Origin of the sequence: Leifsonia shinshuensis, from assembly GCF_031456835.1 — a bacterium.
GTDB lineage: Bacteria > Actinomycetota > Actinomycetes > Actinomycetales > Microbacteriaceae > Leifsonia > Leifsonia shinshuensis_C.
The window spans coordinates 129,774-144,380 of record NZ_JAVDVK010000001.1 but is presented as its reverse complement, the minus strand read 5'-3'; the positions used below and the strand labels follow the sequence as shown (position 1 = coordinate 144,380).

Here is a 14,607-nt window from a genome sequence, read left to right as displayed (position 1 = left end):
ATGTCGGCGGCCGGCGCTACCGTCGGCGCATGGAGATCGTTCTCGTACCCGGATTCTGGCTCGGCGCCGACGCATGGCGGGAGGTGACGCCCGTCATCGAGCGGGCCGGGCACCACGCGCACCCGCTCACCCTGCCCGGGCTGGCGCCCGGCGACACCGACCGCGGCAGCATCCACGTCCGCGACCAGGTCGACGCCATCGTGCAGCGGATCGACGAGGTGGGCCGGGCCGGCGAGCGGGACGTGGTCCTGGTCGGGCACTCCGGCGGCGGTCCGCTGTCGTACGCCGCGACCGCCGAGCGGCCCGACCGCATCGCGCGGACGGTCTACGTCGACTCGTGGCCGCTCGGCCCCGGCGGCGTGATCGCCGGCGACCTGACCCCGGTCGACGGCGAGATCGACCTGCTGCCGTGGGACGAGTTCGAGGACGCCGACCTGGTCGACCTCACGGACGAGCAGCGCGAGGAGTTCCGGCGCAGCGCCGTGCCGGAGCCCGGCGCCATCCCCACCACCCCGATCGAGCTGGCCGACGACCCCCGGCGCCGGTCGGTCCCGGCCACCATCGTCGCGTGCGAGTTCACCCCGGCCGACCTGCGCTCCTGGGTCGACTCCGGCTCGCCCGTGCTCGCCGAGGTCGGACGGCTGGAGCGCCTGGACGTGGTCGAGCTCCCCACCGGGCACTGGCCGATGTTCACGCGCCCGTCCGAGCTGGGTGCGCTGCTGGCGGAGCTCGCCGACCGCTGAGCGCGTCGCTGCGCCTCAGTGCTGCAGCGCGCTCTTCAGCAGGATCACCGCGACCCCGAAGGCGCCGGTGACCGCCGCCCCCGAGAGGCAGACGAGCAGCGAGCGGCCGCGCACGAAGAACACGGAGAAACCGAGCAGCGCGAGCATCAGCACCGAGAGCCACAGCGACAGGTTCACGCCGAAGTCGGCCGGCAGCACGCCGAGCGCCGCCAGGAGCAGCGGGATGCTGGGCACGATCGCCGCCTCCAGCATCCCGCCGGACTCGCGCAGCGCATAGCGCAGCGAGTCGCGCACGCGGTCGCCCTCCCGCCCGGCGTCGCCGTGGTAGCCGAGCGCCGTGGAGTACACGTGCGCGAGCCAGAACACGACGATGCTGACGAGGCTGAACACCAGCAGGCGGATCGCCGACGCCTGGTCGTCCTTCGCGCCGGAGGCCGCGGCCACGACGCTCGCGTAGACGATCGTTCCGTAGATGGCCGCCGGCGACCCCCAGTGCCGCCACAGGCCGCGGTGGATGTCCGTCTCGCGCCGGACAGCGCCCTCGGGTGCTTCGCCGGAGTCGTTCAGGTCCATGCGCGCCGGGCCGAACGGGTCGCGAGCGCCGCGTCCAGGTCGATCGCGGCCCGGATCAGCGCCAGATGGGTGAAGGCCTGCGGGAAGTTGCCCAGCTGGAGACCGCTCGGGTCGACCTCCTCGGCGTACAGGCCCACGTGGTTGCCGTACGTGAGCATCTTCTCGAACGCGTACTCCGCCTCGTCGAGGCGTCCCGCGTCGGTCAGCGCCATCACGTAGAAGAAGGTGCAGAGCGAGAACGTGCCCTCCGCACCGGGCAGGCCGTCCGGCGAGGCCGCGGGGTTGTAGCGGTACACCAGGCTGTCGGTGACGAGCTCCTCCCCGATGGCGTCGAGCGTGGAGATCCACATCGGGTCCTGCGGCGAGATCATCCCGACCTGCGGCATCAGCAGGGTGATGGCGTCCACCACATCCGTGCCCGGGTACTGGGTGAAGGCCTTCCGCTCGGGGTTCCAGCATTTCGTGAACACCTGCTCGTAGATGGCGTCGCGCGCCGCCGTCCACGTCTCCAGCGGCGCGGGGAGGCCGCGGTCGCGGGCGATGCGCAGCCCGCGGTCGAAGGCGACCCAGCACATGATGCGGCCGTAGGTGAAGTCCTTCCTACCCCCGCGGGTCTCCCACACCCCCTCGTCGGGCTGATCCCAGTTCTCCGCCAGCCAATCCAGGATGCCGCGGAGCTTGGTCCAGCCCGGATTGCCGATCGGCCGGAAGCGCTCGCCGATGGCCAGCGCCTCCATCGCCTCGCCGTAGATGTCGAGCTGCAGCTGGTCGGCCGCGCCGTTGCCGACGTGGACCGGCCGGGAGCCGGCGTACCCGGTGAAGTGGTCGAGCGTGATCTCCTCGAGGTCCGACGATCCGTCGATCCGGTACATGATCTTGAGCGGTCCGGACGCCTCGCCGACCTGCTCCACCGCGCGGTCCGCCGCCCAGAGCATGAAGGCGATGGCCTCCTCGGTGTAGCCGAGCGAAAGCAGCGAGAACACGGAGAACGAGGCGTCGCGGATCCAGGTGTACCGGTAGTCCCAGTTGCGCACGCCTCCGAGCTGCTCCGGGAGCGCCGCGGTGGGGGCCGCGACGAGCGCACCGGACGGGGCGTACTGCAGCAGCTTGAGGACCATGGCCGACCGCTCGACCGACTCCCGCCAGCGCCCGGTGTAGGTGCTGCGCGACAGCCAGTCGCGCCAGAAGTTCACCGTGTCCCGGAACAGCCGCATCCCGCGCGCCCTACCGATGTCGCGCGGCTCGCCGCTCGGCTCGGTCTCGAAGACGAACAGCCGCAGGTCGCCGGTCGCCATCGTGATGGTCGTGTCGACGTCGTCCCCGTCCAGCACATCCGGGCCGACGCCGTGCAGCGCCGCGCTGGTCTCGCCGTCCTCGAACCGCACCCCGTGCCGCGACGCGGTCGCGGTGTGCGGGCGGCGCCCGTAGTCGAACCGCGGGCGGCACTCGATGCGGAAGTCGAGCGTCCCCCGCACCACCCGGATGCCGCGCACGATCACCCGGCTCGTGGTCGCCACGGTCGGCTCGTCCGCCACCGGCATGAAGTCGATCACCTCGCCGACGCCGTCCTCGGACATGAAGCGGGTGATCAGCACCGCCGTCTGCGGGAAGTACATCTGCTTGACCCGCATCCGCTCCCCCACGGCCCGGATGCGGAAGTAGCCGCCCTTCTCCGGATCGAGCAGCGACGCGAACAGCGACGGCGAGTCGAACCGCGGGGCGCAGAACCAGTCGATGCTCCCCTCGGTGGAGACGAGGGCGACCGTCTGCAGGTCTCCGATCATGCCGTGGTCGTCGATGGCGGGGATCCCGTCCCCGTTGGTTCTCGTCTCCATGTCCGCCCCTTCCGGCCGGGGACCCGGTCTCGCGCGCATGCTAACGCCGGTCTCGCGAGCGCGGGAAGGCACCACGGAGGTCGCGCGGCACGGCCGGATCTGCGCTGTCTTGCCCGGGCCACCCCGCGCGAGGCATCATGCGGCCGAAGAGGGGTGGACGCCATGACCGAGACCCGGCAGCGGAGCACCGAACGCGTGACGGCACGCGCCGCCGCGCTCAATCTGGAGGGCGCTGCGATCGTGGTCGGGGGCGCCGCCCTGGTGCTCGGCGCGCTGGCGTCGCTGCCGTTCTTCTGGGGCCGGTCGCTCCCGATCGCCGGCCCCGGCTCGGTCTCCCAGTTCACGGCGCTGGCCGCCGGCGTCGTCGGCGTGGTGGCCTACGTCGTCGGCCGTCTCTGGCACCGGGATGCGCTGACCCCGTTCGGCGGAAGCCCGAGCCGGCAGCCGGCCGGCGACCATCCGGCGCGCCGGGCAGTCACCGCCTCCGCCGTCTTCGACACGATCGTGATCGGCATCGCGCACGGCATCATCGCCCTTCTCGGCTGGCTCGCCCTCGGCGCGGTGCTCGCCGACGGATTCACGGACGCGACCGTCTACGCCGTCTCCGCGACCGCGCTGGCGGGGGTCGCCGTAGGTGTGACGGCCTACGCGGTGTTCCTCTCGGCGACCCGTATAGACCTGATGCGGCTGTCGACCGTGCTCGCCGTCTTCGCGATCGTCGGCATCATCGCCGCCATGCTCAGCGCCCCGGACCCGCACTGGTGGCAGTACCACCTGAGCGCGCTCGGCATGTCGAACACGGTCTCGTCGTTGACGTTCAACCTGACGCTGATCGTCGCGGGTCTGATGATGGCGGCGATCGCGCGCTACGCCACCGACCTCACCGGCGTCGAGCCCGAGCAGCGGCCGCGGCTCCTCCGGGTGCGCGTGTGCCTCATCCTGATCGGCGTGCTGCTGGCCGGGGTCGGGCTGTTCCCGCTGGATGTGTCGCAGATCCTGCACAACGTGTCGGCGGTCGGCATGCTGATCGCGTTCGCGCTGCTCGTGTTCTGGGTCCGGCCCGCCCTCCCGGGTGCGCCGCGCTCGTTCTTCGTCTTCGGTTACGTGTCGTTCGGCGTGATCGTGCTGGTCGCCGTCTTCTTCGTCACCGGCTATTACGTGCTCACCGCGACCGAGCTGGTCGCCGGTGTGATCGTGTTCGGCTGGCTGACCGTGTTCCTCCGCGTGAGCGGAGCGGGGGCACGGGGGTGACCCGGCCGGGCGCGCGGTGCTCCGCGGGCCCGGCCGTGGTCGCACCGCGCGGCCGGTCGCTCAGGCCGCTGCGTCCCGTGCGTGCGGGTCGGAGGCGTTGAGCACCTCGACCACGCGGTCGTAGTCGCCGCGGGCCTCTCCGTAGCGCAGGAACTTGACGCGCTCGACCTGCAGCTCCTTCGCGTCCGGCTGCGTCTCGATGAGCTGCATCACCTCGGCGACGAACTCGTCGAGCGGCATCGCGAACTCGCTCTCCTCCTGACCGGGCAGGAGGCCCGTGCGCACCGCGGGCGGCTCGAGCTCGACGACGCGCACCGACGTGTCGGCCAGCTGGAGGCGGAGGCTCTCGCTCAGCATGTGGATGCCGGCCTTGCTCGCGTTGTAGCTCGGGGTGACCTTCAGCGGCGTGAACGCGAGGCCTGAGGAGACGGTCACGATGGTGGCGTCGGGCTGCGTCCGGAGGTGCTCCACGAACGCGGCGATGAGCCGGATCGGGCCGAGCAGGTTGGTCGTGACGACCTCCTCGGCGGACTCGAGGAAGCCGGCCGGCGTGTGCCAGTCCTCGACGCGCATGATCCCGGCCATGGCGATCAGCACGTTGAGATCCGGGTGCGCCGCGAGCACCTCGGCGGCGGCCTCGCGGATGCTGTCGGCGTCGGCGGTGTCGATGCGGACGGTGCCGATGCCGGGGTGCTCGGCGGCGATCCGCTCGAGCAGCTCGGTGCGGCGTCCGCCGACGATGACCGTGTTGCCGCGCTCCTTCAGGGCGACGGCGAGGGCGAGCCCGATGCCGCTGGTGGCTCCGGGGATGAAGACGGTGTTCCCTGTGATGTTCATGCCTCCACTGTCGGGCGGCTGACGGAGCGGAGGAAGCGGACCGTTCATCCAGGGATCCGCGATCCCTGGTTCGCCGCCGGGCGGGGCGGCATCATGGAGGGATGGATCGTGCCGCCCTCGCCGACTTCCTCCGTCGCCACCGGGAGAGCCTGCGCCCGTCCGACGTGGGCTTGAGCGAGGGCGCCCGCCGCCGCGCGCCCGGCCTCCGCCGCGAGGAGGTCGCCCTGCTCGCCGCCATGTCGACCGACTATTACACGCGGCTGGAGCAGCGGCGCGGCCCGCAGCCGAGCGAGCAGATGCTGTCGTCGCTCGCCCGCGCGCTGCGCCTCACCGACGACGAGCGCGACTACCTCTACCGGGTCGCCGGCCACAACACCCCGGACCGGTTCTCGGGCGGCGCCCACGTCTCCCCGGCGCTGCAGCGGGTCCTCGACCGGCTCGACGACACGCCCGCCCTCGTGCTCTCGAACCTCGGGGAGGCACTGGTGCAGAACCGGATGGCGGTGGCGCTGCTCGGCGACCGATCCGGCTACACGGGCCTGGCTCGCAGCGAGTACTACCGCTGGTTCACCGACCCGGAGAACGCGCGGGCACAGTACCCGGAGGAGGACCGCGCCCGCCAGAGCCGCGCACAGGTCGCCTCGCTCCGCGACGCCTACGGCGCGATGGGGCCGCGCTCGCGCGCCGGAGAACTGGTGCGCGCGCTGCTCGCCGAGAGCCCGGAGTTCGCGGAGCTGTGGGAGCGCCACGAGGTCGCCCGCCGGTTCGAGGACCACAAGACGCTCATCCACGCCGAGCTCGGTCCGATCGAGCTGGACTGCCAGGCGCTGTTCACCGAGGACCAGTCGCAGTGCCTGCTCGTGCTGACCGCCCCGCCGCGCAGCGAGGCGGCCGAGAAGCTGGCGCTGCTGGGCGTGCTGGGAACCCAGTCGTTCGGCGGCTCCCCTGCTGCGCATGTCGGCGGCGAGGGCTAACCTCTCCGGCATGAGCGAGAACGGCAGGAGCCGGGACGACGCGACCGTCCGCTGGCTCCTCGAGGGGGACCCGTCCATCCGCTGGCAGACGCTGCGGGACGTGGTGGGGGCCGACCCGGACGAGGTCGCGGCCGAGCGTGAGAAGGTCGAGCGCCACGGTTGGGGTGCGCAGCTGCTCGACGCGCAGGATCCCGGCGGCACCTGGGGCGGCACGGTGTGGAAGCCGCAGGACCGGGATGCGACGGACTCCGTGCTCCTGCTGCTGGTGCTGCTGGGCGCCGACTGCGAGCGCACGCGGGCCGCCGCCGCGCGCACCGCCGAGGGCGTCGACTGGGGCGAGGAGTGGGAGCACGCTCCGTTCTTCGACGGAGAGGTCGAGCCGTGCATCAACGGACGGGTGCTCACCGCCGCCGCGCCGCTCGGCTTCGCGTCGGAGACCATCCTGGGGAAGCTCCTCGACGGGCAGCAGACCGACGGCGGCTGGAACTGCTACGCCGACACGCTCGACGACCCGGGGTCGTTCCACAGCACGATCTGCGTCGTGGAGGCGCTGGCCGCGTACCGCGACGCCGGCGGACCGACGGATGTGGCCGAGCCGTTGCGCGGCGGCCAGGAGTACCTGCTGGAGCGCGGCCTGATGCGGCGCAAGACCACCGGGGAGATCATCGACGACGCGTGGCTGGAGTTCGCCTTCCCGTACTACTGGCACTACGACGTGCTACGCGGCCTCGACCACCTGCGCACCGCGGGCGTGCCGTACGACGACCGTCTCGCCGAGGCGGTCGCGCACGTGGCCTCCCGGCGACGGCCGGACGGCCGCTGGTCGCTCGACCGCCTGCTCCCCGGGCGGCCGGCCGTGCCGATGGAGACCGTCGGCGAGCCGAGCCGCTGGATCACGCTGCGGGCCTTGCGCGTGCTCGACTGGGCGGGCGTACAGTCCACGGCATGACCGCCCGCACCCTGCTCCTGATCCGTCACGGCGAGAGCACGGCGAACGTCGCGGCCGCGGCGGCCGAGGCCGCCGGCGCCGAGGTCATCGCCGTCGACGCGCGCGACCCCGATGTGACCCTCTCGCCGCTCGGCGAGCTGCAGGCGTCGGCCCTCGGAGCCCGGCTCCGGGGGGCGCTGCCCGCGGATGCCGTGCTCTACAGCTCGCCCTACCGGCGCGCGATCCAGACCGCGCGGTTCGCGCTCGGCGAGGAGGTGCCGCTGCGTCTCGACGAACGGCTCCGCGACCGAGAGCTCGGCATCCTCGACCGCCTGACCGCCATCGGCGTCGAGCGACGGCTGCCGCTGGAGGCGGAGCGCCGCCGCTGGACCGGCAAGTTCTACTACCGGCCGCCGGGCGGCGAGGCGTGGACGGATGTCGCGCTGCGCATCCGCTCGTTCCTGCGCGACGCGATGGCCGACAGCGGTCCCGACGGCGTCGTGGTCGTCTTCGCGCACGACGCGGTCGTGAGCCTGTTCCTTTATGTGCTGCTGCGCATGACCGAGGCGCAGCTGGCCGAGCACCTGCTGACGCATCCGGTCGCCAACGCCTCGGTGACCGAGCTGCGGAACGACGGCGGCGACGGTGGCGGCGGCTGGAGCCTGCGCACGTTCGCCGACGACGCCCACCTGGCCGCCGCGGGGCTGCCGTCGACGGAGCACCCCGGAGAGGCGCGCACCGATGCCTGAGCGCGCGCGTCGGACGCTGCCCCCGGCGGAGGAGGTCACGCCCGAGCTGCTCCGGTCCTGGCCGCTGCCCGAGCCGAGCGGCTCCAAGCGATCCCGCGGCGAGGTGCTCGTCGTCGGCGGCGCCCTCCGCTCCCCCGGCGCCGCGATGCTCGCCGGCCGGGCGGCGCTCCGCGTGGGCGCCGGGAGGCTCACCCTCGCCGTCGGCCGGTCGGTGGCCGCCCAGGTCGCCGTCGCCGTGCCCGAGAGCGGTGTCGTCCCCCTCCCGGAGACATCCGCGGGCAGTATCCGCGGAGCCGGCGTCCGGGCCGCGGCGGACGATCTCGCCGGGGCGGACGCGGTGCTGCTCGGTCCCGGGCTCGACGACGCCGCGGAGACCGCACGGATGCTCCCCCGCGCCGCTCGGGCGGCCGGGCGCGACACCGTCCTCGTGCTCGACGCGTACGCCCTCGGAGCGCTCGCCGGGCATCCGCGGCTCGCGGGCACCGGCCCCCGCATCCTCACCCCCAACACCGAGGAGGCCGCGCGCCTGCTCGGCCGCGAGACGGACGACCTCGACGCCGACGCGCGCGAACTGGCGCGGCGGTACGGGGCGGTCGTGTCCTGCTTCGGGAGGGTGGCCTCACCCGACGGGCGGCTGCTCACGGTGGGCGACGGGGAGGTCGGGCTCGGCACCTCGGGCAGCGGCGACGCCCTGGCCGGTGCCATCACCGGTCTCGCGGCACGGGGCGCGGAACCGCTGCAGGCCGCGGTCTGGGGCACAGCACTGCACGCCGCGGCGGGCCGGTCGCTGAGCGCCCGCGTCGGCCGCCTGGGCTACCTGGCCTCCGAGATCGTGGACCGCCTGACAGCCGAACTGGAGGCCGTCGGCTGACCCCGGAGCGCTCCGGAATTACCCACTAGCCGCGTGAACGCACGCCGGGTTACTCTCACCGCACGTCCAGACATGCGAGCTGGAGTGGAGAGGGGAGTCCATCATGGACTGGAGCAACTTCTGGAGCGTCGTCTGGCTCTTCTTCTGGAGCTTCGCCTTCGTGGCGTATCTGTTCGCGCTGTTCGCGATCATCAGCGACCTGTTCCGCGACCACAAGCTGAACGGGTGGTGGAAGGCCGTGTGGATCATCTTCCTGATCTTCGTGCCGTTCCTCACCGCGCTGGTCTACCTGATCGCGCGCGGGCCCGGGATGGCCGAGCGGAACCAGCGGGAGGCCCGGCAGATGCAGTCCGCCACGGACGACTACATCCGCCAGGTCGCGCACTCGAGCCCGGCCGATGAGATCTCGAAGGCCAAGGCGCTGCTCGACAGCGGCGCCATCACCCCGGAGGAGTTCGCGCACCTGAAGGCACGGGCGCTCTCCGGTCAGCACACCGGCGGCGCCACCGGCCCCGCCGCACCCACGGCCGCACCGGCCGCAGCCGCACCGACGGTCCCGCCGACCGCTCCCCCGGCCGCCCCCACCGTGTGATCCGCCTGCCGGACGGCCGGGAGGGCGCCGATCCTCCCGCCCGGCCGTCCGGCGCCGCCGCGGCCACCACCGATCGGGAGGCATCATGACCGACGCATCGACAGGCCCCGGCGCACCCGCCGCGACCGAGCTCCCCGCCGCGGCACCCGCCCGACGCGGGATCTGGCCCTTCCGCCGCCGCGGTCGCACCCGCGTGGAGGAGGCGCCTCCCGTGGGCCCGGACAGCGATGAGGGCTCCGGAGCGGGTATCGGACGTGCCCTGAAGATCCTGCTGATCATCGCCGCGTCCGTCGTCATCGCCTGGGGCATGGGCGGAATCAAGGGCATCCTCGCGCCCACGCTGCTGGCGCTCGTCCTGACCATCTGCGCCCAGCCGGTGCGCGTGTGGCTGGAACGTCACGGCACGCCCTCCGGCCTCGCGACGGGTGCGGTCGCACTGACCGTCTTCGCCCTGCTCGCCGGGTTCATCGGCCTGCTGATCGTCGCCCTCGCCCAGTTCGTCGGCATGCTGCCGCAGTACAAGCCGCAGCTGCAGGAGTTCGGGGACAAGCTGGGCGAATGGGCGCAGACCATCGGCCTCGGCGCCGAGCAGGTGCAGCAGATCAAGTCGAGCTTCAACCCGTCGCAGTTCCTGGGCTTCTTCTCCGGGCTGCTGGGCAGTGCGCTCAGCCTGACCGCGTTCCTGGTGGTCGTGCTGACCATGCTCATCCTGATGCCGGCCGACGCCGCCTATACGCCGACGCTGCTGAAGCAGCTGGAGCCGTCGCGGCCGAACCTGGTCTTCGCCCTGGGCAGCTTCGCGCACGGTGTGCGCCGCTACATGGTGGTGACCACGGTGCTCGGCGTCGTGCAGGGCATCCTCAACGGCCTGGCGCTGTGGGCGCTGGGCGTCCCGGCGGCGCTGCTGTGGGCGATCCTGTCGTTCCTGTGCAGCTTCATCCCGAACGTCGGGTACTTCGTCGCCCTCGTCCCCCCGCTGGTGTTCGGCTTCCTCACCGGCGGCTGGGGCACGGTGATCGCGATCATCGTCATCTACGGCGTCGTCAACGCCGTCGTGCAGTCCATCATCCAGCCCAAGGTCGTGGGCAACGCGGTGGCGCTCAGCCAGACCCTCACCTTCTTCGCCGTGCTGTTCTGGGCGGTGGTGCTCGGGCCGATCGGCGCGATCCTCGCCATCCCGATCACCCTGCTGATACGTGCCGTCCTCGTGGACGCCGACCCGCAGGCCCGTTTGTGGCGGCCGTACATCGGCGACCTGCGCCACACCCGCGAGCTCATGAAGGAGGACGCGGTGGCGCGGAAGGCGGAACGGCAGCAGCTGCACGGCAAGGGCGCGAGCGGCGCCTGAGCGGCCGGCCGAGCTGAGCGGGCCGGGACCGGTCAGGCGGAGCGGGCGGCGACCGAGAGGTCGCTCCCACCCTCGACCGTCAGCCGGCGCCCGATCCGGACCAGCTGCGGCTCGTCGGTGAACGACCCGGCGAACAGCGCCTCCCCCTTGCGGAACGACGGCGACTGCTCCAGCAGCTGCCGCGGCACGAACCCGAACACGTCCGCGAGCTCGGCCAGATCGCGCGGCGAGTTCATCCGCATCAGCCCCAGGTTGTCGCACTGGGAGAGCACGTTCGGGTGGATCTTGGTGGGCCGCTGCGTGCTGAGGAACAGCCAGAGGCCGAACTTCCGTCCCTCCGCCGCGATCTGGATGAGCTGCTCGGTCAGCTGCGCCTCGACGCTCGACCGCGGGACGGGCGGGCAGAAGTTGTGCGCCTCGTCGATCACGATGAGGACCGGCCGGCGGTCCATGCGCCGCTCCCAGAGGTCCTCGAGGATGCCCAGGGCCGCCGCCTGCGGTTCCGCCGGGTGCGAGAACCCGCCGACGTCGAGCACGACCACGGGCGGCCGCTGCTCCACCTCCGCCGTGACGGACGCTCCGCCGAAGGCCCACAGCGGCCAGTCCAGGATGCCGAGGTTGTCGATCCGGAGGCCGAGCCGGCGCCGCGCCGGGTCGCTGGATGCGGCGAGGGTCTGCAGGAACGTGTCGCGCGAGAACTCCTTCGGGCCGACGTCGAGGTGCAGCAGTGCGTTGAACTCCTCCTCGTCGGCGATCGGGTCGAGCCGCGCCACCGACGCCTTCGACCGCACGCTCAGGTCGATGTAGCGGATGCGGAGCTGCGGTTCGCGGGGAGTGCTGGAGTGGAAGACCCGGATGTCGAGCTCGCCCCACCGCGCCGCATCGGCCGGAGAGACGTCGTCGCGCGTGCGCGCGAGCTCGGTGAAGTCGGCGTTGGGGTCGAACACCGCCAACGGCAGCTCCGTCTCGAGGAGCAGCTGCTCGAGCACCACACCCAGCGCGTAGGTCTTGCCGGATCCGCTCTGGCCGCACCAGAAGGTGTGGCGGTTGAAGCGGGATCCGTCGAGCACGGCCGGGCGATCCGGCGCCTCCGCTCGCGTTCCGACGGTCAGCGGGATCATGGCGGTCTCCTCTCGCACCGGCCCGGCGGCGCGGATGCGGCCGATGGTAGCGCCGCTCGACCGACCGCGGACAGTCCGCGGATCGGTGGACCCGGCGAACCGTGCGGACGGTGCCGACCGTCAGACCGGCCGGAGCGACTCCGGGATCGGGAACGGCAACGTGTAGATCAGCTGCGGGGCGTCGATCGCGCCGAAGTCGTCCTTCTTGACGACGATGCGCTCGGTCGAGACCTCGGTCAGCCGGACGCGCAGCGCGCGCCCGTCGTCGAGCAGCAGCTCGTAGCGGTCCGCCAGGTAGCCGATGCCCGTCGACTCCAGCAGTTCCTCGCCGGTCAGCCAGTCCACCGGACCCGCGAGCTCGCGCCCGAGCAGGTCGACGGGCACGAAACCCTCCCCCTCCGGACGCAGCCATCCGACGCGTTCGCCGTCCTCGCGGCGGTGCTCGATCCATCCCTGCATTCTGCATACCCTAGCGGCCACGCGCGGACCTATGATGAGCGCGTCCACACCCGGGGACGTCGGCGTCCCCACGGCGGTGGCTCCGTGGAAGAGGTGCGGTATGACCCTGGACATCGCGGAAACGGGCGAGCGGGCGGAGTCGCCCCTCTCTGCCGCGGAACTCTTCGAGGCGGGCCGCGCGGCCCGCACGACGCTCCCCCGCTCGGCGCACGCCGAGTACGTCCCGCCTCCCGGACGCGACCCGATCGGCATCCTGCGCGCCCAGCACGAGAACCGGCTGCAGAACCTCATCGACCTCCGGGTGGAGCGGATGAGCGCCGACGCGTTCGCGTTCTACCGCGGCACCGCCGCGATCCAGGCCGCCGATCTGCGCTCGGCCCCGTCGACCGGCGCGGAGGTCGTCGTCTGCGGGGACGCGCACCTCTCGAACTTCGGCATCTACCGCTCGCCCGAGAACGCCATGGTCTTCGACATCAACGACTTCGACGAGTCGACGGTCGGACCGTGGGAGTGGGACGTGAAGCGGCTCGTCGCCAGCGTCGTCATCGCCGGGCGGGCGATCCCCCTTCCCGCCGACTTCGTGATGGAGGCCGCGCAGGCGACCGCATCCGCCTACCGGATCTGGCTGGCCCGGGCGCTGCAGAACCCGCTGATCACCCGGTACTTCACCCCGAGCTCCGTCACCTCCGCCCGCGAGAGCCGGCTGCTCAGCGCCGACATGCTGAGCCTCATCGACCGGGTCACCAAGGAGTCGCGCAAGCGGACCAGCGAGCACGTCGCCCGCAAGACGCTGGAGACCGACGAGAACGGTGTGCTGCGCTTCATCGATCGGCCGCCGATCCTGCGGCGGGCCGAGCCCGAGGTACAGGCGCTGGCCCAGGGAGCCTATGAGAGCTACCGCGCGACCCTGCCGCCGAACACCGCCCTCCTGACCTCGCAGCTCCGCCTCGACGACGTCGCACGCCGTGTGGTCGGCGTCGGCAGCGTCGGCACGCGCTGCTTCGTCATCGCGCTGCAGGGGCCGACCGGGGAGGTCGTGCTGCTGCAGCTGAAGGAGGCGGAGGCGTCCGTCGTCGAGCGGTTCGGCGGGGTCGCCCCGCTGCCCGGCTACCTGGACCTGTCGCTGCTCCCGGACGAGCAGGGCTACCGCGTGGTGTCGTGCCAGCGCATCCTGCAGGCGGTGTCGGATCCGTTCCTCGGCTTCCTGCGCGTGGAGGGTTTCGCGTTCTACATGCGCCAGTTCCGCAACAGGAACGCGTCGTTCGAGATCCCGTCGATGAACGCGGTGCAGTTCTTCGACTACGCGCGGATGTGCGGGGCCGTCCTCGCCCGGGCGCACGCACGCTCGCCGAAGGCGGCGTTCGTCGCCGGGTACCTCGGGACCGGCCCGTCGTTCCCGCGGGCACTGGCCGAGTGGGGGCGCCGCTACGCGGACCAGGCCGAGGCCGACTACGCGGAGTTCGTCGCGGCCGCGCGGGACGGGGTGTTCGCGGTCGCCTGAGTGGGTCGTTCAGCCAGGCGGGGCGCTCAGCCGGCGGGGCGCTGTCCCGGCGGCAGCAGGAAGGCGCGCACCGCCTCCTCCACCTCCGGGGTGTCGAGGTGGAGGCCGTGGCGCGCCTCGAACTCGGTCAGCGTCGCGTGCGGGATGCGCTCCGCCAGCAGGTGCGCGTGCGACACCGGGGTGAGCGCGTCGTGGCGTCCGTGCACGACGAGCGTGTCGGCGCGGATGCGGTCGAGCACGGCCGACCCGTCGTGGTCGCGGCTGGCCGCGAAGTGCCCGCGGAGCGCCGGGCGCGTCGCGACCCGCGTGAAGAAGCGGTCGACGTCGGCGGGATGCGCGGCCGCCCAGCCGTCGTCGAAGAACAGCGGCAGCATCCGCTCGCGGTCGCCGCTCAGCAGGTCGGCGACGGCGGCGGGGTCGCGGCGCGCGGCGGACCGGTCGCCGGAGGTCGTGGCGATGAGCACGAGCCGGCGGACCCGCTCCGGGTGCTCGGCCGCCAGCCACTGGGCCACCCGTCCGCCCATCGAGTGGCCGACGACGTGCGCGGCGGCGACGCCGGCAGCGTCGAGCACCGCGACCGCGTCGTCGGCGAAGGCGCGGGTCGAGTAGGCGGCGGGGTCGCCGAGCCCGCTCTCGCCGATGCCGCGGTGGTCGTAGACGATCACCCGGAAGTCACGGGCGAGGGCGTCCGCGAACGGACCCCAGCCGTGCATGCCGGTCGCCTGCCCGGCGATCAGCAGGACCGGGACGCCGACGCCCCGCTCCGCGAAGGCGATCGGCGTCCCATCGTCCGCCGTGGCGTGCTGAATGTCCTGCTCCTCCATG

15 protein-coding genes are annotated in these 14,607 nt (G+C 72.6%); 9 read left to right on the top strand and 6 right to left on the bottom strand.

Going from position 1 to position 14,607, the window contains the following annotated elements; translation table 11 throughout:
• The first annotated feature begins 29 nt into the window (after window positions 1-29).
• Window positions 30-743 carry an alpha/beta fold hydrolase gene (locus J2W45_RS00770; protein ID WP_310128158.1) on the top strand — a complete coding sequence of 238 codons (714 nt, stop codon included), beginning with the start codon at window positions 30-32 and terminating at the stop codon, window positions 741-743.
• 15 nt (window positions 744-758) lie between these two features.
• On the opposite strand, the gene J2W45_RS00765 is transcribed toward J2W45_RS00770, so the two are convergent.
• Entirely contained in the window at window positions 759-1,316 is a 558-nt protein-coding gene (locus J2W45_RS00765; RefSeq protein WP_310128156.1) for a hypothetical protein, read from the bottom strand.
• Complete coding sequence (locus tag J2W45_RS00760; RefSeq protein ID WP_310128155.1) at window positions 1,307-3,151, bottom strand: glycoside hydrolase family 15 protein; 1,845 nt, start codon at window positions 3,149-3,151, stop codon at window positions 1,307-1,309. The genes J2W45_RS00765 and J2W45_RS00760 overlap by 10 nt, the downstream gene beginning before the upstream one ends.
• 162 nt (window positions 3,152-3,313) lie before the next feature.
• On the opposite strand from J2W45_RS00760, the gene J2W45_RS00755 reads away from it, so the two are divergent.
• Entirely contained in the window at window positions 3,314-4,402 is a 1,089-nt protein-coding gene (locus J2W45_RS00755) for a DUF998 domain-containing protein (RefSeq protein ID WP_310128153.1), read from the top strand.
• Window positions 4,403-4,462: 60 nt separating this feature from the next.
• Here J2W45_RS00755 and J2W45_RS00750 read toward each other — a convergent pair whose 3' ends face one another.
• Entirely contained in the window at window positions 4,463-5,239 is a 777-nt protein-coding gene (locus J2W45_RS00750; protein ID WP_310128152.1) for an SDR family oxidoreductase, read from the bottom strand.
• A gap of 101 nt (window positions 5,240-5,340) precedes the next feature.
• Between J2W45_RS00750 and J2W45_RS00745 the strand changes: the two genes are divergently transcribed.
• The 6 genes from J2W45_RS00745 to J2W45_RS00720 all read left to right on the top strand — a co-directional run bounded on the left by J2W45_RS00745 (window position 5,341) and on the right by J2W45_RS00720 (window position 10,701).
• On the top strand, window positions 5,341-6,213 hold the full coding sequence (locus tag J2W45_RS00745; protein ID WP_310128150.1) for a helix-turn-helix transcriptional regulator: 873 nt from the start codon (window positions 5,341-5,343) through the stop codon (window positions 6,211-6,213).
• 10 nt (window positions 6,214-6,223) lie between these two features.
• Window positions 6,224-7,162: a hypothetical protein gene (locus J2W45_RS00740; RefSeq protein WP_310128149.1), complete on the top strand. Its 939-nt coding sequence runs from the start codon at window positions 6,224-6,226 to the stop codon at window positions 7,160-7,162.
• The gene (locus J2W45_RS00735) at window positions 7,159-7,890 is read left to right on the top strand and encodes a histidine phosphatase family protein (RefSeq protein WP_310128148.1); all 732 of its coding nucleotides are present in this window, start codon (window positions 7,159-7,161) and stop codon (window positions 7,888-7,890) included. Before J2W45_RS00740 ends, J2W45_RS00735 begins: the two co-directional genes overlap by 4 nt.
• Entirely contained in the window at window positions 7,883-8,761 is an 879-nt protein-coding gene (locus J2W45_RS00730) for an NAD(P)H-hydrate dehydratase (protein ID WP_310128147.1), read from the top strand. The genes J2W45_RS00735 and J2W45_RS00730 overlap by 8 nt, the downstream gene beginning before the upstream one ends.
• 103 nt (window positions 8,762-8,864) lie before the next feature.
• Window positions 8,865-9,353: an SHOCT domain-containing protein gene (locus tag J2W45_RS00725; RefSeq protein ID WP_310128145.1), complete on the top strand. Its 489-nt coding sequence runs from the start codon at window positions 8,865-8,867 to the stop codon at window positions 9,351-9,353.
• An 85-nt stretch (window positions 9,354-9,438) separates the two neighbouring features.
• Entirely contained in the window at window positions 9,439-10,701 is a 1,263-nt protein-coding gene (locus tag J2W45_RS00720; RefSeq protein ID WP_310128143.1) for an AI-2E family transporter, read from the top strand.
• 32 nt (window positions 10,702-10,733) lie between these two features.
• Here the strand turns inward: J2W45_RS00720 and J2W45_RS00715 are convergent, their stop codons facing one another.
• Both J2W45_RS00715 and J2W45_RS00710 read right to left on the bottom strand, forming a co-directional pair.
• Window positions 10,734-11,822: an ATP-binding protein gene (locus J2W45_RS00715; protein ID WP_310128141.1), complete on the bottom strand. Its 1,089-nt coding sequence runs from the start codon at window positions 11,820-11,822 to the stop codon at window positions 10,734-10,736.
• A gap of 120 nt (window positions 11,823-11,942) precedes the next feature.
• Window positions 11,943-12,281 (bottom strand): hypothetical protein, encoded by a 339-nt coding sequence (locus J2W45_RS00710; protein WP_310128139.1) that lies wholly within the window; start codon window positions 12,279-12,281, stop codon window positions 11,943-11,945.
• Between the two features lie 100 nt (window positions 12,282-12,381).
• Here J2W45_RS00710 and J2W45_RS00705 point away from each other — a divergent pair, with 100 nt between their 5' ends.
• The gene (locus J2W45_RS00705) at window positions 12,382-13,782 is read left to right on the top strand and encodes a DUF2252 domain-containing protein (protein ID WP_310128137.1); all 1,401 of its coding nucleotides are present in this window, start codon (window positions 12,382-12,384) and stop codon (window positions 13,780-13,782) included.
• Between the two features lie 26 nt (window positions 13,783-13,808).
• Here J2W45_RS00705 and J2W45_RS00700 read toward each other — a convergent pair whose 3' ends face one another.
• Entirely contained in the window at window positions 13,809-14,606 is a 798-nt protein-coding gene (locus J2W45_RS00700; RefSeq protein ID WP_310128136.1) for an alpha/beta fold hydrolase, read from the bottom strand.
• Window position 14,607: the final 1 nt, after the last annotated feature.

Excerpts from the sequence above, each read along its gene's own strand:
- J2W45_RS00770 (WP_310128158.1), top strand. The coding sequence starts at position 30 with ATGGAGATCGTTCTCGTACCCGGATTCTGGCTCGGCGCCGACGCATGG.
- J2W45_RS00765 (WP_310128156.1), bottom strand. The coding sequence starts at position 1,316 with ATGGACCTGAACGACTCCGGCGAAGCACCCGAGGGCGCTGTCCGGCGC.
- J2W45_RS00760 (WP_310128155.1), bottom strand. The coding sequence starts at position 3,151 with ATGGAGACGAGAACCAACGGGGACGGGATCCCCGCCATCGACGACCAC.
- J2W45_RS00755 (WP_310128153.1), top strand. The coding sequence starts at position 3,314 with ATGACCGAGACCCGGCAGCGGAGCACCGAACGCGTGACGGCACGCGCC.
- J2W45_RS00750 (WP_310128152.1), bottom strand. The coding sequence starts at position 5,239 with ATGAACATCACAGGGAACACCGTCTTCATCCCCGGAGCCACCAGCGGC.
- J2W45_RS00745 (WP_310128150.1), top strand. The coding sequence starts at position 5,341 with ATGGATCGTGCCGCCCTCGCCGACTTCCTCCGTCGCCACCGGGAGAGC.
- J2W45_RS00740 (WP_310128149.1), top strand. The coding sequence starts at position 6,224 with ATGAGCGAGAACGGCAGGAGCCGGGACGACGCGACCGTCCGCTGGCTC.
- J2W45_RS00735 (WP_310128148.1), top strand. The coding sequence starts at position 7,159 with ATGACCGCCCGCACCCTGCTCCTGATCCGTCACGGCGAGAGCACGGCG.
- J2W45_RS00730 (WP_310128147.1), top strand. The coding sequence starts at position 7,883 with ATGCCTGAGCGCGCGCGTCGGACGCTGCCCCCGGCGGAGGAGGTCACG.
- J2W45_RS00725 (WP_310128145.1), top strand. The coding sequence starts at position 8,865 with ATGGACTGGAGCAACTTCTGGAGCGTCGTCTGGCTCTTCTTCTGGAGC.
- J2W45_RS00720 (WP_310128143.1), top strand. The coding sequence starts at position 9,439 with ATGACCGACGCATCGACAGGCCCCGGCGCACCCGCCGCGACCGAGCTC.
- J2W45_RS00715 (WP_310128141.1), bottom strand. The coding sequence starts at position 11,822 with ATGATCCCGCTGACCGTCGGAACGCGAGCGGAGGCGCCGGATCGCCCG.
- J2W45_RS00710 (WP_310128139.1), bottom strand. The coding sequence starts at position 12,281 with ATGCAGGGATGGATCGAGCACCGCCGCGAGGACGGCGAACGCGTCGGA.
- J2W45_RS00705 (WP_310128137.1), top strand. The coding sequence starts at position 12,382 with ATGACCCTGGACATCGCGGAAACGGGCGAGCGGGCGGAGTCGCCCCTC.
- J2W45_RS00700 (WP_310128136.1), bottom strand. The coding sequence starts at position 14,606 with ATGGAGGAGCAGGACATTCAGCACGCCACGGCGGACGATGGGACGCCG.